Genomic DNA, 23,389 nt, shown 5'->3' with positions numbered 1-23,389 from the left:
AGTTTCAAATCTCTTCAATATATTCTCGGTGAACGTTCTTTGCGAAAATTCTCTGTGAACATTCCCTGTCGAAAGTTTGGTGACATAAATTTGGCGACATAAAAAGCCACCGCGATGTACTCAAGCTTTCACGGTGGCTTTTACTAGAGCTATACACTGTGCGTGAATTATTTCTAAGTTTCAGACACCGGTTTGATTTTAAAAATAGAGCGGACCATCACATACATAAACGGAATAAAAATCAGCACCAAGACCGTACCGAATATTACCCCACCGAGTACGCTTACCCCAATCTCTTGACGACTGGCTGCACCTGCGCCAAAAGCAAGAACTAAAGGAACCACCCCTGCACCAAAAGCCAAAGAGGTCATCAAAATAGGACGTAAACGTAGTGCTGCGCCTTCCATTGCAGCCTCGATTACATGTTTGCCTTTTTCTTGTGCCATCGCTGCAAACTCTACAAGCAAGATCGCATTTTTACAGGACAGACCGATGGTCGTCAGCAAGGCAATTTGGAAATAGATGTCATTTGGAAAACCGGTCATGTAGCTAAACAAAATATTACCGCCTATCCCGAGTGGAATCGCACTCATGACTGCGGTCGGAATGCTCCAACTTTCATATAGGGCGGCAAGACAGAGGAAAATAAATCCAATCGAGACCAAATACAGCCAAATCGCTTGATGACTTGATTTTTGCTCTTCAAAAGATAAACCACTCCATGCCACATCCACGCCAGGCACCTGATCGACTAAAGCTTTAACATCCCGCATGGCTTGGCCACTTGAGACATTTTTGGCTGTATCCGCTTCCATTTGTAATGCGGTGTATCCCATAAAGCGATTGACGACTTCAGGGCCGCCACTCCAGCCAATGGTTGAAAAATTACTAAATGGAATCATTTCATTTTGGTCATTACGTACATGCCAATAAGCCAAATCTTCTGGTTTAGAACGGAATTCGGCATCTGCCTGCATCATGACGCGTTTAATACGTCCACGGTCAATGAAATCGTTAATATAACTCCCGCCCCATGCACTACTCATGGTGCTATTAATCGCATTTTGCGTTAAACCCATAGCCATCGCTTGTTTTTGATCAATATCAACTTTCAGTTCAGCTTTGTCTGGGTTAGAGCGTTTGTCTAAATTTTCGAAACTACTGAATTGTGCGGATTTCTGTTGCAAGCTTTTAAATTGCTCATCGAGATAAGCACGACCCTCACCATTCATATCTCGCAGCCAAAACTCCAGACCATCGGTTTGCCCAAGACCGCTGACTGAAGACGGCATGCTGACATTGATTTGTGCATTGTTGAACTTTTTAAAATGTTTCATAGCACGTTCACGAATCGCTTGCGCTGAATTGTATTGTCCTGAACGTTCATCCCAATGCTTCAGTGCAATAAAGCCTTGCCCTAAGTTTTGACCCGTACCAGAAAAATTTCGTCCATAACGAATCATCACCAAATCAATATTTTGCTTTTCTTCAGTCAAAAAGTACTGCCGAATTTGTTCACCGATCTCACGACTTTTCGACATCGGTGCACCTTCTTGTAATTTAAGTTGCACACTCAAAATGCCCTGGTCTTCACTAGGAATAAAACTGGTCGGCAAAGCACGATAAAACAAAGCAAATACCGTAATGAGCCCCGCAAACAAAACCACCGTCCATAAGCGATAACGAACCGTGGCTTGTGCAAGTGCTAGATATTTGGTTTTTAAAGTCTCTAATTTGGTGTTAAACCAAATCGCCCAGCGCTGTGGTTTCGGATTGGGTTTTAAAATTAAGGCACATAATGCAGGGGTTAAAATCAGCGCAACCATCAGTGACAAGCCCATTGCAGCCACAAGTGTTATGGAAAATTGTCTATAGATCACGCCCGTTGAGCCACCAAAGAACGCCATGGGAATAAATACAGCGGTCAATACCAAAGTAATCCCGATTAATGCCCCGCTAATTTCATGCATCGACTCGATGGCCGCTTGTTTTGCTGTTAACTGTTGTTCATGCATTAAACGTTCGACGTTTTCCACCACAACAATCGCATCATCGACCAACAGACCGATGGCCAGTACCAATGCAAACAAGGTGAGCGTATTAATGGTCATGCCCAAAGCATATAAAATCGCTAAAGTCCCTAGAATCACCACAGGCACGGTAATCGCAGGTATCAGCGTTGCTCGCCAATTTTGTAAGAAGATAAACATCACCAAAACCACCAAGAAAACGGCTTCGAATAATGTTTTCACCACCTCTTTAATCGATTCTTGTACAAATGGCGTGTTATCCCGTGGATAAACAATTTTATAACCGGCTGGTAATTGCTTCGCTAACTGTTCAATTTCTTGCTTAATTAAGGCTGAGGTTTCAAGTGCATTCGCCCCAGAAGCCAATGAGATCCCCATCCCTGAAGATGGATACCCGTTAATGGTATTCACCCCTGAATAATTTTCCGCACCCAATTCAACACGTGCAACATCTTTTAAATAGACAAAACTGCCGTTTCGTGCAGATTTAACAATAATATTTTCAAATTCTTCAACTGACTTTAAACGTGAACCTGAAGTGACTTTTGCATTGAGATATTGATCCGAAACACTGGGCAATTCACCTACGGCTCCGGCTGCAACCTGCGTATTTTGTGATTCAACAGCCGCACGGATATCACTGGGCATAAGGCTATATTGCTTTAACTTCAGTGGGTTGAGCCAAATGCGCATGGCAAATTGCGAACCAAAAACATCGACTTCACCAATACCCTCAATTCGAGCAATGTCCTGTTCTAGATGAGTCATCATATAGTCACCAAGTTCGATATTCGAACTCTTGCCAGTCTCATCATAGAGGCCGATAACCATATGGGTATCACCCAAAGATTTATAGACATTTACCCCTTGGCGCTGCACATCTTCAGGCAGCCGATTGATTACTCCATTTATGGCATTTTGTACTTGTACTTGAGCGGTATCTGGGTCAGTGCCATTTTCAAAACTGATGCTGATCCGGCTTCGACCTGAAGAGTCGCTGCTTGAACTAAAATATAAAAGATGATCAATTCCTTTAATTTGTTGCTCAAGAACTTGTGTGACACTTTCCTCGACTGTTTCTGCTGACGCACCGCTATAACTTGCACTAACCGTTATTCGTGGTGGTGCAATATCTGGATAGCGCTCTACCGGTAAATTGAGCACAGCAAATAGCCCGAGCGCCATGACGATGATCGCCAAGACACCTGCAAAAATCGGTCGATAAATAAAAAACTTAGACAGCATCAGTCCATGTCACTTTTCAATTAATGAAATAAAATATGTTGATTGATTTTTTCAAAAAATCTTATTGATAATCAATCACAATGTGCTTGATTACAAGCCTAGACTACATAAAAACCTTGCTTGAAGCGAAATATGTAGAAAATATGGAGAGCCTCCACTTCAGCTATTTTAGTAAATTTATGTGACAAAACCGCCTCTGTCATGAAGTCTTAGCCACTGCCCTGCAATGTATGCCTGCAACTTCATTCATTTAAATAAAAAGATGCCGAGGCAGCCATGCAAAAACAATTAACAAAACAGTTAAATCTAGCCATAACAAGCAAAGTGAAATCCTCATGGGGCGTGTCTTCACTGCTCCTTTTTAGCGTTTTTGGTTTATCTGCATGTAATTCGGATGACGATAAAACCCATGTCACCAAGCCCCCTATTTTGCCTGATACAGGTTTTGTCATTGTTGGGCATCGTGGTGCCAGTGCTTTGCGACCCGAGCATACCCTTGCCGCATATCAAAAAGCGATTGATGATGGTGCGGATTTTATCGAACCCGATTTAGTGCCAACCAAGGATGGCTATCTGGTTGCGCGCCATGAAAGTGAAATTTCAGGGACAACCAATATTAGTACGCTGTCACAATTTGCGGATCGAAAAACCACCAAAAAAATCGATGGTATCGACTATACAGGATGGTTTACGGAAGACTTTAATTTGAATGAACTGACTCAAAATGTAAAAGCACGTGAGCGTATTGCTCAATATCGCCCTAATAACACTCAATATAATGATCAATACAGCATCCCAACGCTCGAACAAATCATTGAACTTGCCGAAGCTCATTATAAAAAAACTGGAAAAATTGTTGGTTTATATATTGAAACCAAGCATCCCACATTTTTCCAACAGCAAAATCTAGCCATGGAAGATCGTTTACTCACAACGCTTGCCAAATACAGTTATACACGTGATATCGCGCCTGTATATTTACAGTCCTTTGAAACCACCAATCTTAAATACTTACGTGATCAACTCACGCAAAAGAAAACCCTCAAACATGGCAAAATTATTCAATTATTAGATAGCCCAACTGCCATACCGGGTGACTTACAGCAACAAAACTCACCTCAAAATTATGCAAGTTTAGCCACTGCAGATGGCCTAAAATCAGTGGCAAAATATGCAGATGGTGTAGGTCCAAGTAAAACCTATATTTTTTCAAACACTGAATTTAAACAAACCAGTTTTGTCAAAGATGCCCATGCTGCTGGTTTGAAAGTCCATCCTTATACACTCAGACATGAAAATGGTTTTTTACCTGACTATTTAAAATGTAACTCAGTGGCGACCGAACGTTGTGATACAGGTGCGGCTAAAGAATTTGAAAACTTCTATAAAGCTGGTGTAGATGGTGTATTTGCCGATGATCCAGGACTGGCACGTAAAACCTTAACGCAACTGCAAAAGCCCTAATTTTCCTAAAATGAAAAAAGACGCCGAGGCGTCTTTTTTATTGTTCAATGGAAACCTTAAAGCGGGTTTGCCAAATATTCTGCGGCTGACTGCGTTGCCACTGGCTGAGGTGCTGGAGCTGTCGGAGCTGTCGGAGCTGTCGGAGCTGTCGGAGCTGTCGAAGCTGTCGGAGCTGTCGGAGCTGTCGGAGCTGTCGGAGCTGTCGGAGCTGTCGGAGCTGTCGGAGCTGTCGGAGCTGTCGGAGCTGTCGGAGCTGTCGGAGCTGTCGGAGCTGTCGGAGCTGTCGGAGCTGTCGGAGCTGTCGGAGCTAAATTTAGCGGGTTCCAACGGAACTGACCATCATTCATTTCACTTATTTTACCAATACCGGGAAATGGTAAATGTGCAAATGCAACAAAGGTTTGCTCTTGAGCAAAACGTTTAAAAATTGCTAAACGAGTTTCACTGGCTTTGACCGGATCGACATCAAAATCGACAGATAATTTGGGTTGTTCAAACTGTAAATGATAGGAATGAACCACATCGCCGAGGATAGCAAAACTTTTAGCTTGCGATTTTAAGATAAAAGAATAATGCCCCGGTGTATGTCCAATACTCGGTAGTACTTCTAATCCATTAATCACCGAACCAACGCTAAAAGTCTTAAAACTCCGCATGGTTTGATAAGGCGCAATCGCAGCTTTAATTTTCGCAACAGTTGCTAAATAACCTTCACGCTTTTCAGCAGCTAAAGTGTCGACGGTGCTTTCACTTAACCAATACTGACTTTCTTGTTCATTGACGTAGATCGTTGCATTTGGAAACACAGCCTTACCTTGTTTCGCAATGCCACATGCATGATCAGGATGTAAATGGGTTAAGAAAACACTGCGTACGCGATTAAGCTTATAGCCAGCTGCTTCAATATTTTGTGCAATAGATCCTAAGTTCGGACCAAAACAACTGGCTGCACCACTATCAACAAGACTGATGCCACCTTGTCCATCATCAATCAGATAGGCATTGACACTGGTTTGTATGCCTTTGCTCTGATCAACCGCAAGCTTTTGAAATAAGGCACTGACTTCTTCTGGAGTTAAATTTTGTTTAAATAAATCAGGACTTAATTCGAGTGTCCCATCTTTTAAAGCAATGACTTTATATGCACCCACTTGGAAAGGATAAAATCCCATGGGCTGTGTCACATTCGTTTTGATTTCCGTTTGAATAACTGCCGGCTCTGCACTGACAAACTGGCTGGTTAAAAGTGTTGCTGCAAGCACAGCAAAACTAAAGTTTTTCATTGTTGACCTATATCACTTTTATTATTTCATGCAATGAAGCAAAGGCTTCAAAATTAAAAATTTTAAACGCCTGTATTGTGCCTGAAATTCAGGCAAATTTTAAGTCCAATACATGATAAACATAGCACTAACTTGATACAGACTTATGTAAATCATCCTAAACGTTTAGGCCTCATAAAATAAAAACTGAATGCAAGAAAACTTTAAGCTTGGCATGCTATATTTTCGCCAGTTTTTAAATCTATACGTCTGTACAGTACTATGAGTGAAATTTCCCCGTTTAAAGGTAAATCTGGACTTAAACGAATTTTAAATGCAACGCAATATTCCCTCGATGGATTCAAAGCTGCTTATCAAAATGAAGCAGCATTTCGACAAATTGTCTGGATGAATATGGTGCTTATTCCCACCAGTTGTTTTCTCGATGTCAGTCGTGCTGAACATGCGCTTATGGTGGTGGTGTGTTTATTTGCCTTGATTGTTGAGTTATTCAATTCTGCCATTGAAGCCGTTGTCGACCGGGTATCTTTAGACAAGCATCCACTTTCTAAAATTGCCAAAGATATGGGAAGTGCAGCTCAATTTGTCGCTTTAGCAATTATTTTTTTTACTTGGTTAATTATCCTTTTGCCTTAAATAAAGGCTGTCTCACTCTATTTGCAGGGTTATGCCCTGCTTTTTTATATCGACACACTTTAATAAATGGATTTAAGAAGATTTTAAAGCCATAAAAAAACCCAGCTTTCGCTGGGCTTTTTTTCGAATCAGTTCAATGCTTAGTGAGCAGCGAATTGGTTCATTGTGTTTTTCGCATCGTCACCCGCTTTAAGCGCGTTGTCACCAGCGAAGATTTCTTTGTGGTCGTCACCGATGTCAGAACCAGCCATTGCTTGGTGTTTAACACAAGAAATCGTACCGCGGATTTCTTTACGTTGAACGCCAGCTACATAAGCAAGCATACCTTGGTCGCCGAAGTAACCTTGAGCAAGCTCGTGAGTAGAAAGAGCAGCTGTATGGTAAGTCGGAAGTGTGATCAAGTGATGGAACACGCCCGCTTCACGAGAAGCATCAGCTTGGAACGTACGAACTTTTTCGTCAGCTTCAGCAGCTAATTCAGAGTTATCGTATTCAGCGCTCATTAGTTTAGCACGGTCGTAAGCAGAAACGTCTTTACCTTCAGCAACCCAACGGTCGTAAGCTTGTTGACGGAAGTTTAAAGTCCAGTTGAATGAAGGCGAGTTGTTATAAACAAGTTTCGCATTTGGAACTGTTTCTTTAACACGGTTAACCATGTGAGCGATTTCTTCAACGTTTGGAGTCGCAGTTTCGATCCAAAGAAGGTCAGCACCATTTTGAAGGCTAGATACACAGTCAAGTACAACGCGGTCAATTTGCGTGTCTGGACGGAACTGGTACAAGCCAGAAGCAAGACGTTTTGGACGGTGAAGTTTACCGTTACGCTTGATTAGGATTTCGTCTTCTTGAGCTTCTGAAATGTCAATTTCAGTTGTGTCTAAGTAGCTGATGTATTGAGAAGCGATGTCGCCTGGCTCTTTAACCACTGGGATTTTTTGAGTCAAGTCAGCGCCTTCAGAGTCAGTACGAGCAACGATGATACCGTCATCAAGACCCATTTCTAAGAATGCATAGCGAAGAGCGTGGATTTTCGCGATGAAGTCTTCGTGTGGAACTGTAACTTTACCAGCTTGGTGACCACATTGTTTAGCGTCAGATACTTGGTTTTCGATTTGTAGTGCACAAGCACCCGCTTCGATCATTTTCTTAGCTAGTAAGTAAGTCGCTTCTTCGTTACCGAAACCAGCGTCGATGTCCGCAATAATTGGCACAACGTGAGTTTGGAAACCGTCGATTTGAGCAGTGATTTCAGCAGCTTTAGCAGTATCACCAGCTTCGTTTGCTTTTTTAAGCGCACGGAACAAGTCGTTTAATTCTTTCGCGTCAGCTTGGCGAAGGAAAGTGTAGATTTCTTCGATCAATGCAGGAACTGAAGTTTTTTCGTGCATAGATTGGTCAGGAAGTGGACCGAATTCTGAACGAAGAGCTGCAACCATCCAACCAGAAAGGTAGATATAACGACGTTCAGTTGTACCGAAGTATTTTTTGTTCGCAATCATTTTTTGTTGTGCGATAAAACCGTGCCAGCAACCTAATGATTGAGTGTATTTGCTAGAATCAGCATCATAAGCAGCCATATCACGACGCATAATAGCAGCTGTATATTTCGCAATGTCTAAACCAGTTTTGAAACGGTTTTGCATTTGCATACGTGCAGCATCTTCTGGGCTAATATCGCGCCAAGTGCTTCCGAATTTTGCTTTTAATTCACGGATTGCATCAATCGCTGTTAAGTATGTAGACATGATATGTTCCTGTAATAATATTAGGATTTTTCTGCAACGTAAGGCTAAAATCATACCCTCGAATGATTGTTCAGATTTAGAACACTTCGTTGCGATAGACACAGAGTAGATTGACTAAAAAAATTAATCCAATATTCTGCATTAATTTTCGGTATTTATTTAAAAAATATGTAGATTAAAGTCGTATTATAATAATTAACCAATATTCATAAGCATTTGTATTTAAATACTTTTATTAATATATTTTGCTAATTTTCTTGTCTATTTTTCAAACATTTTGATGAATTATTCTTCATTAGACTTAAGTCGACTGAGCATTCACTTTTAAAAAAAACAGCATTTTTTACGCCATTTTTGCCCAAATTTACCGAGCTAAATACTCGGTTATTCCGTCTTCAAATGATCATACAAATGAGATATTTCATCTAATTTTTTTGTTTTATGAATATCACTTCGCATAAACAAGATTGCTCCGTATTTTTATTTCATTTACTTAAAAATATCGGTCTAAACAGGTAATAAGTATTTAAGATAATATATGCTGGCACTTCAGCAAATTTGTCTTAAAACTGCCGATTTTTAGTACAAAAGTACACGTCATTTTTTCATCCATTTTTTACACAAGCCTTAGTAGTTATGGCATAATCAGATAAATTTCATGATTTTATTGTCGGTATTTATTTTATGAATCTGGAGCGGGTCGATCTCAATCTATTAATTTATCTTGATGTACTACTTCGTGAAAAAAATGTGACTCGTGCTGCCGAGCAACTGGGTGTAACTCAGCCTGCGATGAGTAATATTTTACGTCGTCTACGCAACTTATTTAATGATCCACTTCTTATTCGTTCTTCAGAAGGTATGACACCTACAGAACGTGCACTTGAATTACAGCCACGTATCCGTGATGCACTTTCTGACCTTTCGATGATTTTGGAACCCCGTACCGAGTTCCGACCTTACACTTCAAATCGTGTCTTCCGCATCATGACTTCAGATTATGCTGAAGCAACACTGGTACCGCGCCTAGTAAAAGCTTTGCGCTCCGAAGCACCCAATGTGGTTCTGGATTTTTTAACGCCTAGTGATGTGTCTTATCGAGATATGGAACAAGGTAAAGTCGACTTGGCGATTAACCGCTTTAATGAAATTCCGCAAAGTTTCCACCAAGTTTTGGTCTGGCGTGACAGTTTTTCATGCCTTTTAAATGCCAAGCACCCTGCTGCAAATAATTTAAACCTGAAAAGCTATCTAGATGCACAACACATTTGGGTATCTAAAACAGGTATGGGTGTCGGTTTTGGTGTCAATCCTGAAAAACAAGCGGGTCTAGGTTGGATTGATCAAGCCTTAGAACGTATTGGCCAAAAACGTAAAATTTCAGTTTTCACCCGTCATTATCAAATGCCAGGCTTATTGGCCTCGAATGTTGACTTGGTTGCGACTCTGCCAAGCCGTATTGCTCGCCTTCAAGCCAAAAGTCAAAACCTGTTACTTCGCGATCCACCATTCTATATTCCTGAATTTGAATTAAAAATGGCGTGGTGTCCTTTACTTCATCATCACCCTGCTCATCGCTGGTTGCGTCAACTTATTTTGTATGTTGCACGTCAAATGATTGAAGAAGAAAACCGCGAATACTTAATGAATAACTCTCAGTTTTCACAGTATCAGTAATTAACTCTTTAATTCCTTATTAATTCAAACGTATACTGTCACTATATAGGTAGTAGTTAAGACTACTACCTTGCCCATTTTTGTGTTAGAAATACAGAAAAATAGAATGAATCACAAACAGGTGTATTCGTGAGCCTTTTCCAAAATATTGTCATTATTATTCTCCTGATCGTCGGTGCGGGTTTTCTATCCTTAACAGAAATTGCCCTTGCGGGTGCACGAAAAGTAAAGCTTAAAATTTTGGCTGAATCTGGAGATTCACGTGCACAACGTGTGCTTGACTTACAAGCCAACTCAGCAGACTTTTTCGCCGCATCACAAATTGGCTTAAATGCCGTGGCAATTCTTGGCGGTATTTTGGGTGAAGGTGCATTTCGTCCTTATTTCATAACCTTAGTGACCCGTTTTTATCAGGGCCCGTGGACTGAAACCATAGGATTCACCCTGTCGTTTACCTTAGTCACCTCCTTATTCATTCTATTTGCTGATTTGATGCCAAAACGTTTGGCGATGATCGCACCTGAAAAAATTGCCGTCGCTGTTGTAGACCCGATTCAAATCTTTATTAAGGTATGTAAGCCAATGGCGTGGGTGATTAATGCCATTGCCAATTTGTTGTTTCGTTTATTCAAAGTGAATACAACACGTGATGACAATATTACCTTTGACGATATTTCAGCCGTGATGGATGCCGGTGCTCAAGCTGGTGTGTTACAAAAACAAGAACACCACTTTATTGAAAACGTATTTGAGCTGGAAGAACGTAACGTCCCTTCAAGTATGACTACACGTGAAAACGTGGTGTACTTTACCCTAAAAGAATCAGAAGCCAGTATTCGTCAAAAACTCGCCGAATTTCCATATTCGAAGTTTTTGGTCTGTAGTGAAAATATTGATGACGTGATTGGCTATGTAGATGCCAAAGATATTTTGGTTCGTATCCTCAACAATCAGTCACTTCTACAGCTCAATGAAAATACTATTCGTAATGTCCTCACGATTCCAGATACATTAACACTGTCTGAATTACTCGATCGCTTTCGTTCAACCAAAGAAAAATTTGCCGTAGTAATTAACGAATACGCGTTGGTTGTCGGCGTTATTACGCTCTCCGACATTATGATTACCGTGATGGGCGACTGGGTAACACCGATTGAAGCAGAACAACAAATTATTAAACGTGATGCGGATTCTTGGCTTATCGATGGCAGTACACCAATTGAAGATTTAAAGCATGCCCTCGCTTTAGATGAAATGCCGGATGAAGAAAACTATGAAACCCTTGCGGGCTTTATGATGTTTAAACTGCGTAAAATTCCACGTCCAGCTGACTTTGTTACTTATCATGGCTACAAATTTGAAGTTGTGGATGTAGACCACTTTAAAATTGACCAATTATTAGTGACCCGCTTACAACAGGCTGAAACTGAACTTGATACACCAGAAGAATCGGATTAATTCGATTCTTCTTTTTTCTAAAACAATAAAATATAAATACGATGGAATACGAAGATGTCTTTTTCACTTAAAGCGATTTTGACTTGCTTTAGTTTTTATACTGGGGCTTATCTGATCTATTATTTTTTCAAAGCTCATCCACAACCTTTATTTCTATTGCTCGGTGTTGCACTGATCGTCACTGCTTGGTTTTTAACACCTTATCCCTATGAACGCGGTCGACAACAATATGACGAAACCATGCGTTTTGGTCTGTTCTTTTATAATCCCTTAATTTTTTGGTTCCGATTTTTTAGTTGGCCGATTCGGACGCTACTGTCTATTTTTGCTTAAGCGCACTTATTGTGATTAAACTGTATAGGCACAGCATTTACAGTTCTCTACAGATGTTGAATAAATGTAAACAGAACACTTTTTTTGAATAAAAATTAAAATAAATCAAAAAATCCCTCTTCCCTAATACCTTCATTATTAATGACTATTTCTCATCAAAATAGTGATGTATTTCACATTTTATCACCTTTGTTTTGACTGATGAAATTTCTCTTTATGCTCTGCCCTTGGATTTAAAAACAGCTTTATATTTCAAAGGAATGAACCATGTTAACCGTACTCGGTTTGGGCATGATCTTGTGCTTTATGTATTTGATCATGTCGAAACGCTTAAGCCCACTTGTCGCACTGACTTTAATTCCCCTACTTTTTGCCTTGATTGCGTGGTTACTTGGTTTTTATTTTGACAGCTTGTCACACATACAAATAAATGAAATTGGCGACATGATGATTGAAGGTGTAAAAAAACTTGCACCGACTGGCATCATGCTGCTTTTTGCGATTCTGTATTTTGCCATCATGATTGATACCGGATTGTTCGACCCTTCGGTGAAATTTATTTTAAAAATGGTCAAAGGTGATCCCTTAAAAGTCGTTCTTGGAACCATTACCCTGACGTTAATTGTCTCTTTGGATGGAGATGGTTCTACAACATATATGATCTGTGTTGCGGCCATGCTGCCACTCTATAAGCGCTTAGGTATGAGCCCATTGATTATGGCATGTTTGATTATGCTCTCTAGTGGAATTATGAATCTTACACCTTGGGGTGGGCCTACTGCCCGCGCCGCCAGCGCGCTTCATGTCGACCCAAGTGATGTATTTGTTCCGATGGTTTTACCGATGTTATTTGCCATCGGCTGGTTGTACTTCTTAGGAACGATGTATGGTCGCATGGAAAGAAAGCGTCTAGGAATTGTCCAATTGGATATCAGCCATGGTGAAAACATTCAAATCTCAGATAATCCAGAAGCCAACCGCGCAGATCTACGTTGGTTTAATGCACTGTTAACCGTCGTTCTGATGATTTGTCTGGTTTTTAGTATTTTACCTATGCCTATTTTATTCATGGTGGCTTTATGTATTGCGCTAGTCGTCAACTACAAAAATGTCGACTTGCAGAAAAAGTTAATCGCACATCATGCAGGTAGTGCTTTAAACGTGGTCGGTATTATTTTTGCTGCAGGTATTTTTACCGGAATTTTAGCTGGCACAGGCATGGTAGAAGCCATGTCCAAACAACTTGTGGCAATTATCCCTGAAAGTATGGGTCCCTATTTAGCACCGATTACCGCTGTCATCAGTATGCCGATGACTTTCTTTATGTCGAATGATGCTTTCTATTTTGGGGTTTTGCCGATTCTTTCTGATGCTGCCGCTCATTATGGAATTGAACCTGTAGAAATGGCACGTGCCTCTATCGTAGGGCAACCTGTACACCTACTCTCTCCACTTGTTCCTTCGACCTATTTACTCTGTGGACTTGCAGGTATCGAGTTTGGACAACATCAGAAATTTACCATTATCTGGGCTGTAATCACGTGTTTTGTCATGTTAGCAGCAGGTCTGATCTTTGGAATGTTTCCGTTTTTTCGAGCTTAACTTAAAAAGTTAAAGATAAAAAAAGCACCATCAGGTGCTTTTTTTATGCTTAACAATACTGAACTAGCCAGTGTTTTACACTCACAGGTTCATTTGTAGTGATTAATGCTTTGAAATTAATGCTTCTAGAACTGCTTCATAATGAATACGAATGTCATCTTCTAAAATTTTATAGACATTGTCGAATTGCACCATTGGCCAGCCTTCTTTCCAAAATGGGAAAATATTATGCAGGTCATGAGTCACCGTTGCGTTTTCACGTACAATCGCTTGTGCAACTTGCGACAATACTTGTGCAGTTTCAGCACCATCAATCGCTAAATAATCGATACCACGAACTTTCAAAATACGGATACGATCTTTTTTGTAGCGGATTTTTTTACTTTGGCCTTCATTTAAGCCTAAAGCCAAAGTCACAGCTTCAACAAATTTATCTTCAAATGCTTGATTTAATTTTACCAAAGCTTGTTTGTGTGCTTCTTGACGACCAGCTTTTCCCCCACTACGAATCACTTCATTTGCTTCAGTATTTAAAACATCTGATTTCATCGACTGAAGAATGTCTAGAATTTCGATATCGCTTAATGTTTCAGGAGAATGATCAGTCATAAACTGCCTATAAAAACTTAATATTCAATAATCATGTATTTTCGCATAAAAGCAGCATGAAAACTGCGACCTTCGCTATAGAAATTGCGTTTTCTCTTATAATGTTCAGATATACAACATGATTTAGAAAAAAATTCTGTCAAAAATATCGAAATCAACTATATTACTTTCACGCTTTAATACTAACGTCACAATATGGCTCAAAAGAAACAGGCTGCGCTTTACCTTCAACAACTGAAACAGCAATATCCAGCAGCCTTTAAACATAATTATTTATTTTATAGCCAACTGAAAACTCAAGGCATTTTAGACGAACTCAAAGAGCTTATTCCTTGGGTTTTGGCGGCGATGATTTTTATTTCTTTGAGCATGAGTATTGGACATGCAGTGCAACTGTATTTTCCAGAAATGAGTGAGTTTCGATCTCATGGTATTGCTGTACTGAGTATTATGCTGTTTTTCATGCTGGTTGTACCCTTAGTCATCAAGCAAATCAAGCACAGTTCAATGTCACTGTATCAAAGTTTGAAGAATACGCCGTTCAGACTTGCGATCGTGATTTTATTACAGTTACTCAATATCGCCTTTTTACAAAGCACCTTTGTTCAATCTGTATTGTTCTTTTTCGCCATGAGTTTCGGCTTTGTGCGTTTTTATAAAGAAAATCTTTTCAAAGGTGGAAGTAACACGCAAGAATACTATTTTCTGCAAGAAACACGTCGTATTGCTTATTGGTCGTATAAACAAATGCTTAAAGCAAAATTACGTTTGACACTCAGTAATCCAAATCAAGCAAACTACAAGCGGTTATCTGAGCGCTTTACACAGTTCCAAAATTTGCACATACAAATACTACATCAGGAAAATCAGCTATGTAAAAAGCTAAAGCACCAAAATGTTGAACATTATCTTGATGAGTTAATGAAATAAGTCGGCGTTAATGAAGTGCAATAATCTTTCAATCACTGCTCAAAAAGTCATTCAATACATCACTAGTTTTGAATATTTTCAACTTATATGCACGAATTGATTGATTTTAAAACAAACACTATCAAATACACTTGCCAAGCTCCATTTCGTCCTCTATTATTGCGCACATGCCCGAGTGGTGAAATCGGTAGACACAGGGGATTTAAAATCCCCCGCCCACAAAGCGTGCCAGTTCGAGTCTGGCCTCGGGCACCATTCTTATACTTCTAAGATTGGTGCAATAAAAGATCCAGCAATTTGCTGGTTTTTTTATGCCTAAAATTTATAAATCTATTATTATTCAATGCCAATACCTTCAGATTTTGATCCCCCTGCACTACAACTCAAGCATCCCGATGCCTTTTATCAACGGCTGCTGTTTGCGCATTTTAAAATTATCAATCTAACGCCCACTGCACCCGTTTTAATCTTTAGCTTTTGCCTGATACTTTTTATCTCACTTGGCAGCGCAGTACTTGGCCAGATGCTTTCGACGGCATTTTCAATTCACGACCCAAACATGGCGTTTAATCTTGGTATATTGATTATTCTTCCTTTGATCTATTGCTATGTCTGGTATGCACATTATCAACCACGTTTTAGCAGCAAGTCCGCAGTTCAACGCCTGCAAATACAACTGTATCTCCTTGGCGGATTCACACTTATCCTCGCTATTAACTTTAAATATCTACAAACAGATGTATTAAACCTCATCAGTCTCTGCGGACTTTTTTTCAGTCTGTTTTTATGTGTATTTACTGAATTATTTTATAAACCTGAAAGCAGCGCCATTGAACGAGTATAACTACAAAAGCTTCGCCAACTGGCATATTGGTCTTATCAACAATCCTTAAAACAAAAAGTGCATCAAACGTATTTCTACGCCCTTCATCTACAAGCCATGCAAGAAGAACAGAAACTATCAACATCCATCAAATCATCGTTTAAAGATTTTATAGACAATGCTGAATAATTTTTTAAATCCCTAGACACAAAAAAGCCCTGTCACTACAGGGCTTTTTTAAAGTTCAATTACCATTCTCGGTTAGCAACCAACTCTTCCATTTCAATATCCATATGGCCTTCATCTTGCAGCACCATCATCATGGCTTCTGCAATATAATCTGCAGCCGTATCATCCAAAGACGAATCTAAATCTTCAAATTGAGGTTTCATCTTATTGAGCTGTGCAACCGTTTCATTGGCAAAATGGTAGATATCAGTTGAACTTAAATCTGCTTTTGCAATTTTCTTCGCAAATTGAACAACCAATAACTTCACCTCTGCAACCAACACATCTGGGTAATATTCATCATCAAACATGGGTAGCAGTAAATCTGCAAACATACGAAACTCTATCACAAAACATTCAGGGCGCTTATATAACACAAATACTACAATTCACCAAATTTATTGGGATTCAGTATTTTCAAATCACACTGCATTCTGCATGGCTTGCCAAACACGTATCGCATCTACTGTTGCTTTGACGTCATGTGCGCGAACCATACATGCACCTTGTTGAATGCTGAGTAGATGCGCTGCAACCGAGCCTACAGCGCGATTTTGTGCATCTGCACCGCCAAGTGCTTCACCGATAAAACGCTTACGAGATAATGCCGACAGGATCGGATAGCCCATGTCATTCAATTGATAGAATTGCTGTAAAAGCTTTAAGTTTTGCTGCGCATTTTTAGCAAAACCAAAACCCGGATCAATCATAATATTTTCTGCACGCACGCCTGCGTCCAATGCATTTTGCACGCGTTGCTTTAATTCATCAATGACATCAGCCACAACATCTTGATACTGATCTAGATTATTCATCGTGGTGGGTTCGCCGCGCATATGCATAATGATCACTGGAATATCCAGTTTTGCAGCGGTTTCTAAGGCATTCGGCCGAGTTAATGCACGTACATCATTCCAGATATGCGCACCTGCCTGAACCGCTGCCTCAATCACCTCAGGTTGTGAGGTATCGATAGAAATCACTACATTGTGTTTAGATAAGGCTTCAACGACGGGTACGACCCGTCGAATTTCTTCTTCAACCTCAACAACAGATGCACCCGGACGTGTTGACTCACCACCGACATCAATCACTGTCGCACCATCCGCAATCATTTGTAAGGCATGTGCTATAGCTTGGTCTTTACCATTGTGTTTGCCACCATCACTAAAAGAGTCCGGTGTGACATTTAAAATTCCCATCACATGTGGCTCTGACAAATCTAATTGCAAATTACCACAGTTTAAAATTTTATTCGGCAAAGACACCAACTTCATATTACACATCCCAGATTTTGCTATGCTTATTTTAACGCTAAGTTTGCTCAGCATTTCGCTCACATGCATTTATTTTCATATAAAAAAACCACCCGAAGGTGGTTTTAAATTTTTATGCTTTTGGCAATGACGGTAATGGTGGTGGAACATCTGGACCATCCGTTGGTGTTACATCAATCACTGGATTTTCAGCGATGTACACTTTTGGTGGTTGTGGTTCACGACCTTCCATAATGTCACGGATTTGATCACGATCAATGGTTTCCCATTCAAGTAATGCTTTCACCATGGCATGCGCAATATCCTTGTTATTTTCAAGAATGTCGCGAGCAACTTTATATTGTTCATCTAAAATACGGCGAACTTCACGGTCAACTTCAAGCTGCGTTGCTTCGGAAATCACACGACTTCCTAAACCACCCATGAATGACTGCTGTGAGTCATCTTCGTAAACCATGACGCCCATTTTATCGGACATACCGTATTTAGTAACCATTGCACGTGCCATTTTTGTTGCACGTTCAAAGTCATTTGAAGCACCAGTCGACATTTGGTTAATGAAGACTTCTTCTGCAATACGACCACCAAACAAAATTGAAAGTTCATTCAACATTTTGTCTTTGTAATGGCTGGTTTGGTCATGTTCAGGCAACTGCCAAGTCACACCAAGTGCCCAACCACGCGGCATAATTGTCACTTTATGCACAGGGTCTGTACCCGGCAAGATTTCAGCAACAATCGCATGACCTGCTTCATGATAAGCCGTCGCACGACGTTCTTCTTCGCGAATCACCATCGATTTACGTTCAGGACCCATGTAAAGCTTATCTTTTGCATCTTCAAAGTCATGCATATCGACCGTATTCTTGTTACGACGTGCAGCAAACAGTGCCGCTTCGTTTACAAGGTTAGCCAACTGAGCACCTGAGAAGCCCGGTGTACCACGTGCCAAGACTTTGACATCTACACCAGTCACAGAAGGTAATTTTTTCAAATGTACATTCAGGATTTGCTCACGACCTTTAATATCAGGTAGAGACACCATCACTTGACGGTCAAAACGACCTGGACGAAGTAAAGCTTTATCCAATACGTCAGCACGGTTTGTTGCAGCAATGACGATAATACCTTCGTTGCCTTCAAAACCATCCATTTCAACCAACATTTGGTTTAATGTTTGCTCACGCTCATCATTACCACCACCTGTACCTGAACCACGGTGACGACCAACGGCATCGATCTCATCGATGAAAATGATACATGGTGCATGACGCTTTGCTTGTTCAAACATGTCACGGACACGAGACGCACCCACACCCACGAACATTTCAACAAAGTCAGAACCCGAAATACTAAAGAACGGTACTTTCGCTTCACCCGCAATCGCTTTAGCAAGTAAAGTTTTACCTGTACCCGGAGGACCAACCATGAGCACGCCTTTCGGAATGCTTGCACCAAGTCGTTTGAACTTAGATGGATCTTTTAGGAAGTCAACGATTTCAACAACTTCTTGTTTAGCTTCATCACAGCCCGCAACATCAGTAAATGTCACTTTGATTTGGTCTTCAGACAGCATTTTTGCTTTTGACTTACCAAAACTCATTGGGCCATTCTTACCACCAGCTCCACCACCCATGTTGCGCATAAAGAACATGAATAACAGAATGATTAAAAGAACAGGAAAACTTGCAATCAGAAGTTGCATCAAAATACTTTGACGCTGTGGCGCTGTACCTTCAACAACAACATTGTTCTTGATTAGGTTCGGCATAAGTTCAGGATCTTGAACCGCAGGACGGATACTTTCAAACTCAGAACCGTTTGATTTTTCGCCACGAATTCTTTCGCCATCAATGGTGACTTGTTTAATCTGACCCGCATTTACGGCTGCCACGAACTCAGAATAGTTCATCGCGGTCGGTTGATTGCGGTCACTGACGTTGCTGAAGATTAAAACCAGCACGCCTAGGATAACCAGCCACAACACGGCATTCTTAAAAAGATCGCTCAAAGCTTTATTCCCATTTCTATCTAATTCGTTCAATCCCATTTACATGGGTGACTCTAATACTTACGCTGCAGAGTAGCTTCGCAATAATTTAAAAACGTACAAAATGCACAATTTTTAACGAGTTGGCAAGTAAACTTTACTTGAAAGCTTTCTTACGTCCCTGCCCGATTAAAAACACTTCTTTAGATCGAGCACGTGAAGCCGCCGGTTTTGCTGTTTTCAGCACATCAAATGTGTCTACAACTTGCTTACGGTATTCATCAAATCCAACACCTTGGAACACTTTAACAACAAACTGTCCATTTGGTCCAAGAACCTTTTGAGCAAAGTCGATTGCTAATTCACAAAGATAGATCTGACGCGGTTGATCTACAGCCTTATTACCTGATGTATTGGGGGCCATATCTGAAATTACAACGTCTACAGTACGTCCATCTAAAATTTTTAACAATTCATCGAACACTTCTTGTTCACGAAAGTCACCTTGCAAGAAGGTCACATCGGGTAAAGCATCCATGGGTAAAATATCAGAAGCAATAACCAAACCTTTGTCACCAACAAGTTTACCGGCAATTTGCGACCAACTACCTGGTGCAGCACCTAAGTCGACAACGGTCATGCCTGGCTTGATCAATTTGTATTTTTCTTGAATTTCAAGCAATTTATAAGCGGCACGCGCACGATACCCTTCCTTTTGTGCTTTTTTCACAAAGGGGTCATCAAGATGCTCACGCATCCAGTCACGACTACTTTTGGATAATTTCTGGTTAGTAATGCGGGTAGCCATAACTCTCTAAATAAAAAAAACTTCTCAGTCTTGATTGTACGTGAAATTCAGCACTTTTGCAGTAGACATGTGTATCTAAAAAGCATCTTAAATCATGTTTTTTTCAATAATCTTCATCGAGAAAATGCCGATTAAATACAGCGCTTCAACTTTGATTTTGCTATACTAGGTCGTTTTTAAAATTAGGTTATATTTATGGCGGCTTTATCTATTCAAGAACGTAAACGCTTACGTCAAATTGGTCACACCCTAAACCCAGTTGTAATGGTTGCGGACAAAGGCTTATCAGAAAGCGTTGTTGAAGAATTAAACCGTGCGTTAAACGACCATGAGTTAATTAAAGTGAAAGTTGTGGCAGAAGACCGTGAAGCTCGTGCTGCAATGATTACTGAAATTGCGACTGTTTCAGGTTCTGAAGTTGTTCAAACGATTGGTAAGATTGCTTTGATTTACCGCAAAGCGGCAAAACAAAATGCAAAACTGTCTAACCTTGTTCGCTACGCACACCTGTCTAACTAAGCATTTATGGCAAGTTTCGAACTCAGCGCTTTTGATCGTCGCTTTCAGGCTGTATCAGTCGTAGGTGCTATCGAACAACAAAGCCCATATACTTTAAATGTGGGTTATTGGATTCGAGACCCAAACCAACTGATTCAATGGCCAGAATTGGTATCAGCTCACCCACGAATCGATTTTTTGTGGGAACAGACCTGCTTAGAAGTTTTTATTGGTGTACACAATGAAGACTTTTATCGTGAAATCAACCTCTCCCCTTCACAAGCTTGGCAGGCTTACCAGTTTGAAGAATATCGCTATCCAGAAGATATGCCGCCACAAGCTGCTTACGATATTGAACTGAATCAGTTGAAACGGACGCACTATGGCTTAAATGTCAGTCTTGATCTGACAGAATTTATGCTGAAGTACAAACTTAAATGGGAAGATCTCTATATTGGTCTAACTGCAGTACTGAAAACCCCTCAAGGTGAACAGTACTATGCCATGCAGCATAGTAGTCCAAATGCTGACTTTCACAACAAGCGTGATTGGCTACATCAGTTCTAAACCATTTGATGTTTTGATCTTCGATAAAAAGCAAAAGTACGATCTTTTGCTTTTTTATTGCCTGTTTATTTTAAATAAGTATTTTGGACTTAAATGTACCATTCACAATAAGGGAGCCATTAATGACTCCCTTTTGCATATTTAGCGTTAAATTGAAGTTTAATTCGCTCTCACCGAATCCAGCTCCCTGGAATGACTAGACTTAGCTCAAGCGTTTTAAAATTCATGTCATTCACAATTAACTTTTAAGATCTGTGGTTTGATCCGTAACTTCAGCTTTCACTGGTGAAACTTTTTTCCACGCTTCCAAAGTATGTTCCTTAGAACGCTTAAATGTTTCTGTTAGATGATCTTTGTGCTTTCCTGAAATTTGGGTCACATCTTCTTTCAGCTCTTTTCCAAGTTTTGAAAGATCATCAATAACAGTATTAAACTCAGTTTTCACAAATTCTTTGAGTTCGCTAAAATCTTTTTGCGATGAACCAAACTGAACTTTTAACTGATCAAGTTTATTCAATACATCTTGCTTCAACTGACGCAATTGATCTTGCACACTGGCATTCAACTGCTTTGCCTCTGCTCCGATCTTTCCTTTGCTTTCAGTGACCGCTTCTGTGGCTTGAACACTTGCCTCTTTTGCAACTTGTTCAAGCTTTTCAGCACCTTCGATAACGACTTCTTTCAGGGAGGTTTTAGCCGCTGTTTGTTTTTGTTGTGTTGCCATGACTTTGTACCTATAGTTTTTGCTGACCGACCCACATTAGCGCTTTTTGATAAATTTTAATTTATGATTTGTCTGACAATAATTAATTGCTTACATTTTTCTAAGATTTTGCAAAACCAAACTTTATTCTAAAATGCAAGCGCTTTATCTGCTTTATTCCTGATATTTACGATGGACTTTCAGTGGCTTTCTGCGTATAATGCCGTGTTAAGTTCAAGCGAGCAGATGTAAGGAGGGTAGGTTTTTAAGCAGCCTTCCTTTTTTTTCGTCTTCTCGCTTTTTTACAGCCTAAATTTCAGGAGCTTTGGTTTGAGCACCCCAGCAATTTTAGCCCTTGCCGACGGAACTATCTTTAAAGGTACTTCTATTGGCGCATCGGGTAGTACGACTGGTGAAGTCGTTTTTAATACAGCAATGACTGGCTATCAAGAAATTTTGACTGACCCTAGTTATGCACAACAACTTGTGACACTAACTTACCCACATATCGGTAACACAGGTTGTAATGATGAAGACGCTGAGTCAGGTCGAATTCATAAAGTATGGGCTAACGGATTGATCATTCGTGACCTACCTTTATTGCATAGCAACTTCCGTGCTGAGCAATCACTTGGTGATTACCTTGAACAACACAATGTTGTTGCTATTGCAGACATCGATACACGTAAATTAACGCGTATTCTGCGAGCAAAAGGTGCACAAAATGGTTGTATCCTTGCTGGCGAAAACATTACAGAAGAAGAAGCTTTAGCTAAAGCACGCGCTTTTGGTGGTTTAAATGGTTTAGACCTTGCAAAAGAATGCTGTGACCCTGAAGGCTTTGAATGGACTGAAGGTTCTTGGACATTAGGTAAAGGTTTCTCTCAGCCTGAAGCTAAATTCCATGTTGTTGCATACGATTACGGTGTCAAAACCAACATCTTACGTATGCTCGCAGACCGCGGTTGTAAATTGACTGTCGTGCCTGCGCAAACTCCTGCTGCTGACGTACTTGCATTGAATCCAGATGGCGTGTTCTTATCGAACGGCCCCGGCGATCCAGCTGCATGTGACTACGCAATTGAAGCTGTAAAAACAATTGTAGAAGATGCTCGCAATGTACCAGTATTTGGTATTTGCTTGGGTCACCAAATTCTTGCACTTGCTTCAGGTGCAAAAACTGTGAAAATGCCTCACGGCCACCACGGTGCCAACCATCCTGTTCAAAACATGGAAACTGGTATTGTGATGATTACTTCGCAAAACCATGGCTTCGCAGTCGATGCAGAAACATTACCTGCAAACTTGAAAGCTACGCACAAATCACTGTTCGACCAAACCCTACAAGGGATTCACCGTACAGATAAACCTGCGTTCAGTTTCCAAGGTCACCCCGAAGCAAGCCCTGGTCCACATGACTGCGCACCATTGTTCGATCATTTCATCGAACTTATCGAAGCATCTAAGAAGTAATTAAGGAAGC

Annotated in this window: 19 protein-coding genes, 1 tRNA gene and 2 pseudogenes; 12 read left to right on the top strand and 10 right to left on the bottom strand. The window is 40.4% G+C overall.

Annotation, left to right across the window (positions count from 1 at the left end; translation table 11 throughout):
* Window positions 1–173: 173 nt before the first annotated feature.
* Window positions 174–3,275, bottom strand: coding sequence for a multidrug efflux RND transporter permease subunit (locus tag MST16_RS04845; RefSeq protein WP_180010003.1), 3,102 nt, complete (start codon window positions 3,273–3,275; stop codon window positions 174–176).
* A gap of 276 nt (window positions 3,276–3,551) precedes the next feature.
* Here MST16_RS04845 and MST16_RS04840 point away from each other — a divergent pair, with 276 nt between their 5' ends.
* On the top strand, window positions 3,552–4,739 hold the full coding sequence (locus tag MST16_RS04840) for a glycerophosphodiester phosphodiesterase family protein (RefSeq protein WP_180010004.1): 1,188 nt from the start codon (window positions 3,552–3,554) through the stop codon (window positions 4,737–4,739).
* 158 nt (window positions 4,740–4,897) lie between these two features.
* Here the strand turns inward: MST16_RS04840 and MST16_RS04835 are convergent.
* Both MST16_RS04835 and MST16_RS04830 read right to left on the bottom strand, forming a co-directional pair.
* Window positions 4,898–5,041, bottom strand: a pseudogene (locus tag MST16_RS04835) (hypothetical protein); the annotation flags it as partial.
* A gap of 138 nt (window positions 5,042–5,179) precedes the next feature.
* A pseudogene (locus MST16_RS04830) lies at window positions 5,180–5,911 on the bottom strand (MBL fold metallo-hydrolase); the annotation flags it as partial.
* A gap of 372 nt (window positions 5,912–6,283) precedes the next feature.
* Between MST16_RS04830 and MST16_RS04825 the strand changes: the two are divergent.
* Window positions 6,284–6,658: a diacylglycerol kinase gene (locus tag MST16_RS04825; protein WP_078191329.1), complete on the top strand. Its 375-nt coding sequence runs from the start codon at window positions 6,284–6,286 to the stop codon at window positions 6,656–6,658.
* Window positions 6,659–6,798: 140 nt separating this feature from the next.
* Here MST16_RS04825 and MST16_RS04820 read toward each other — a convergent pair whose 3' ends face one another.
* Window positions 6,799–8,403, bottom strand: a complete 1,605-nt coding sequence (locus tag MST16_RS04820; protein WP_168378085.1) for an isocitrate lyase — start codon at window positions 8,401–8,403, stop codon at window positions 6,799–6,801.
* 684 nt (window positions 8,404–9,087) lie between these two features.
* On the opposite strand from MST16_RS04820, the gene MST16_RS04815 reads away from it, so the two are divergent.
* The 4 genes from MST16_RS04815 (at window position 9,088) to MST16_RS04800 (ending at window position 13,473) form a co-directional block, all read left to right on the top strand.
* Window positions 9,088–10,080 carry a LysR family transcriptional regulator gene (locus MST16_RS04815; RefSeq protein ID WP_078191331.1) on the top strand — a complete coding sequence of 331 codons (993 nt, stop codon included), beginning with the start codon at window positions 9,088–9,090 and terminating at the stop codon, window positions 10,078–10,080.
* Between the two features lie 129 nt (window positions 10,081–10,209).
* Window positions 10,210–11,538: a hemolysin family protein gene (locus MST16_RS04810; RefSeq protein ID WP_078191332.1), complete on the top strand. Its 1,329-nt coding sequence runs from the start codon at window positions 10,210–10,212 to the stop codon at window positions 11,536–11,538.
* Window positions 11,539–11,592: 54 nt separating this feature from the next.
* A complete protein-coding gene (locus MST16_RS04805) occupies window positions 11,593–11,871 on the top strand; it encodes a hypothetical protein (protein ID WP_078191333.1) in 279 nt (92 codons plus the stop codon).
* Between the two features lie 267 nt (window positions 11,872–12,138).
* Window positions 12,139–13,473 (top strand): CitMHS family transporter, encoded by a 1,335-nt coding sequence (locus MST16_RS04800; protein ID WP_180010005.1) that lies wholly within the window; start codon window positions 12,139–12,141, stop codon window positions 13,471–13,473.
* Between the two features lie 102 nt (window positions 13,474–13,575).
* Here MST16_RS04800 and MST16_RS04795 read toward each other — a convergent pair whose 3' ends face one another.
* On the bottom strand, window positions 13,576–14,082 hold the full coding sequence (locus MST16_RS04795; RefSeq protein WP_180010006.1) for a hypothetical protein: 507 nt from the start codon (window positions 14,080–14,082) through the stop codon (window positions 13,576–13,578).
* A 195-nt stretch (window positions 14,083–14,277) separates the two neighbouring features.
* Between MST16_RS04795 and MST16_RS04790 the strand changes: the two genes are divergently transcribed.
* From MST16_RS04790 to MST16_RS04780, 3 genes are all read left to right on the top strand, one after another.
* Window positions 14,278–15,012 carry a hypothetical protein gene (locus MST16_RS04790; protein WP_180010007.1) on the top strand — a complete coding sequence of 245 codons (735 nt, stop codon included), beginning with the start codon at window positions 14,278–14,280 and terminating at the stop codon, window positions 15,010–15,012.
* Window positions 15,013–15,181: 169 nt separating this feature from the next.
* Window positions 15,182–15,267 (top strand) — tRNA-Leu (locus MST16_RS04785).
* Window positions 15,268–15,355: 88 nt separating this feature from the next.
* Window positions 15,356–15,856, top strand: coding sequence for a hypothetical protein (locus MST16_RS04780; RefSeq protein ID WP_180010008.1), 501 nt, complete (start codon window positions 15,356–15,358; stop codon window positions 15,854–15,856).
* Window positions 15,857–16,083: 227 nt separating this feature from the next.
* Here the strand turns inward: MST16_RS04780 and MST16_RS04775 are convergent, their stop codons facing one another.
* The 4 genes from MST16_RS04775 to rlmE form a co-directional block, all read right to left on the bottom strand.
* The gene (locus MST16_RS04775) at window positions 16,084–16,398 is read right to left on the bottom strand and encodes a DUF5713 family protein (protein ID WP_078191338.1); all 315 of its coding nucleotides are present in this window, start codon (window positions 16,396–16,398) and stop codon (window positions 16,084–16,086) included.
* An 87-nt stretch (window positions 16,399–16,485) separates the two neighbouring features.
* Window positions 16,486–17,340 carry a dihydropteroate synthase gene (folP, locus tag MST16_RS04770; RefSeq protein WP_218946127.1) on the bottom strand — a complete coding sequence of 285 codons (855 nt, stop codon included), beginning with the start codon at window positions 17,338–17,340 and terminating at the stop codon, window positions 16,486–16,488.
* Between the two features lie 112 nt (window positions 17,341–17,452).
* Window positions 17,453–19,351: an ATP-dependent zinc metalloprotease FtsH gene (ftsH, locus tag MST16_RS04765; protein WP_078191443.1), complete on the bottom strand. Its 1,899-nt coding sequence runs from the start codon at window positions 19,349–19,351 to the stop codon at window positions 17,453–17,455.
* 136 nt (window positions 19,352–19,487) lie between these two features.
* On the bottom strand, window positions 19,488–20,138 hold the full coding sequence (gene rlmE / locus MST16_RS04760) for a 23S rRNA (uridine(2552)-2'-O)-methyltransferase RlmE (protein ID WP_078192159.1): 651 nt from the start codon (window positions 20,136–20,138) through the stop codon (window positions 19,488–19,490).
* Between the two features lie 195 nt (window positions 20,139–20,333).
* Between rlmE and MST16_RS04755 the strand changes: the two genes are divergently transcribed.
* Both MST16_RS04755 and MST16_RS04750 read left to right on the top strand, forming a co-directional pair.
* A complete protein-coding gene (locus MST16_RS04755; protein WP_078191340.1) occupies window positions 20,334–20,657 on the top strand; it encodes a YhbY family RNA-binding protein in 324 nt (107 codons plus the stop codon).
* A 6-nt stretch (window positions 20,658–20,663) separates the two neighbouring features.
* Complete coding sequence (locus MST16_RS04750) at window positions 20,664–21,203, top strand: DOMON-like domain-containing protein (protein WP_180010009.1); 540 nt, start codon at window positions 20,664–20,666, stop codon at window positions 21,201–21,203.
* Window positions 21,204–21,441: 238 nt separating this feature from the next.
* Here MST16_RS04750 and MST16_RS04745 read toward each other — a convergent pair whose 3' ends face one another.
* Window positions 21,442–21,927: a hypothetical protein gene (locus MST16_RS04745; protein WP_168378092.1), complete on the bottom strand. Its 486-nt coding sequence runs from the start codon at window positions 21,925–21,927 to the stop codon at window positions 21,442–21,444.
* Between the two features lie 309 nt (window positions 21,928–22,236).
* Here MST16_RS04745 and carA point away from each other — a divergent pair, with 309 nt between their 5' ends.
* Window positions 22,237–23,379 carry a glutamine-hydrolyzing carbamoyl-phosphate synthase small subunit gene (gene carA, locus MST16_RS04740; RefSeq protein WP_168378093.1) on the top strand — a complete coding sequence of 381 codons (1,143 nt, stop codon included), beginning with the start codon at window positions 22,237–22,239 and terminating at the stop codon, window positions 23,377–23,379.
* Window positions 23,380–23,389: the final 10 nt, after the last annotated feature.

The organism is Acinetobacter sp. YH16040_T, from assembly GCF_024605785.1.
Classification (GTDB): domain Bacteria; phylum Pseudomonadota; class Gammaproteobacteria; order Pseudomonadales; family Moraxellaceae; genus Acinetobacter; species Acinetobacter amyesii.
Note: the sequence above shows the minus strand (reverse complement) of the source record. Positions and strands in the feature narration are given on the sequence as shown.

Excerpts from the sequence above, each read along its gene's own strand:
- MST16_RS04755 (WP_078191340.1), top strand. The coding sequence starts at position 20,334 with ATGGCGGCTTTATCTATTCAAGAACGTAAACGCTTACGTCAAATTGGT.
- MST16_RS04805 (WP_078191333.1), top strand. The coding sequence starts at position 11,593 with ATGTCTTTTTCACTTAAAGCGATTTTGACTTGCTTTAGTTTTTATACT.
- folP (WP_218946127.1), bottom strand. The coding sequence starts at position 17,340 with ATGAAGTTGGTGTCTTTGCCGAATAAAATTTTAAACTGTGGTAATTTG.
- MST16_RS04845 (WP_180010003.1), bottom strand. The coding sequence starts at position 3,275 with ATGCTGTCTAAGTTTTTTATTTATCGACCGATTTTTGCAGGTGTCTTG.
- MST16_RS04790 (WP_180010007.1), top strand. The coding sequence starts at position 14,278 with ATGGCTCAAAAGAAACAGGCTGCGCTTTACCTTCAACAACTGAAACAG.
- MST16_RS04745 (WP_168378092.1), bottom strand. The coding sequence starts at position 21,927 with ATGGCAACACAACAAAAACAAACAGCGGCTAAAACCTCCCTGAAAGAA.
- rlmE (WP_078192159.1), bottom strand. The coding sequence starts at position 20,138 with ATGGCTACCCGCATTACTAACCAGAAATTATCCAAAAGTAGTCGTGAC.
- MST16_RS04775 (WP_078191338.1), bottom strand. The coding sequence starts at position 16,398 with ATGTTTGCAGATTTACTGCTACCCATGTTTGATGATGAATATTACCCA.
- MST16_RS04795 (WP_180010006.1), bottom strand. The coding sequence starts at position 14,082 with ATGACTGATCATTCTCCTGAAACATTAAGCGATATCGAAATTCTAGAC.
- MST16_RS04800 (WP_180010005.1), top strand. The coding sequence starts at position 12,139 with ATGTTAACCGTACTCGGTTTGGGCATGATCTTGTGCTTTATGTATTTG.
- MST16_RS04820 (WP_168378085.1), bottom strand. The coding sequence starts at position 8,403 with ATGTCTACATACTTAACAGCGATTGATGCAATCCGTGAATTAAAAGCA.
- MST16_RS04780 (WP_180010008.1), top strand. The coding sequence starts at position 15,356 with ATGCCAATACCTTCAGATTTTGATCCCCCTGCACTACAACTCAAGCAT.
- MST16_RS04750 (WP_180010009.1), top strand. The coding sequence starts at position 20,664 with ATGGCAAGTTTCGAACTCAGCGCTTTTGATCGTCGCTTTCAGGCTGTA.
- MST16_RS04815 (WP_078191331.1), top strand. The coding sequence starts at position 9,088 with ATGAATCTGGAGCGGGTCGATCTCAATCTATTAATTTATCTTGATGTA.
- MST16_RS04825 (WP_078191329.1), top strand. The coding sequence starts at position 6,284 with ATGAGTGAAATTTCCCCGTTTAAAGGTAAATCTGGACTTAAACGAATT.
- MST16_RS04840 (WP_180010004.1), top strand. The coding sequence starts at position 3,552 with ATGCAAAAACAATTAACAAAACAGTTAAATCTAGCCATAACAAGCAAA.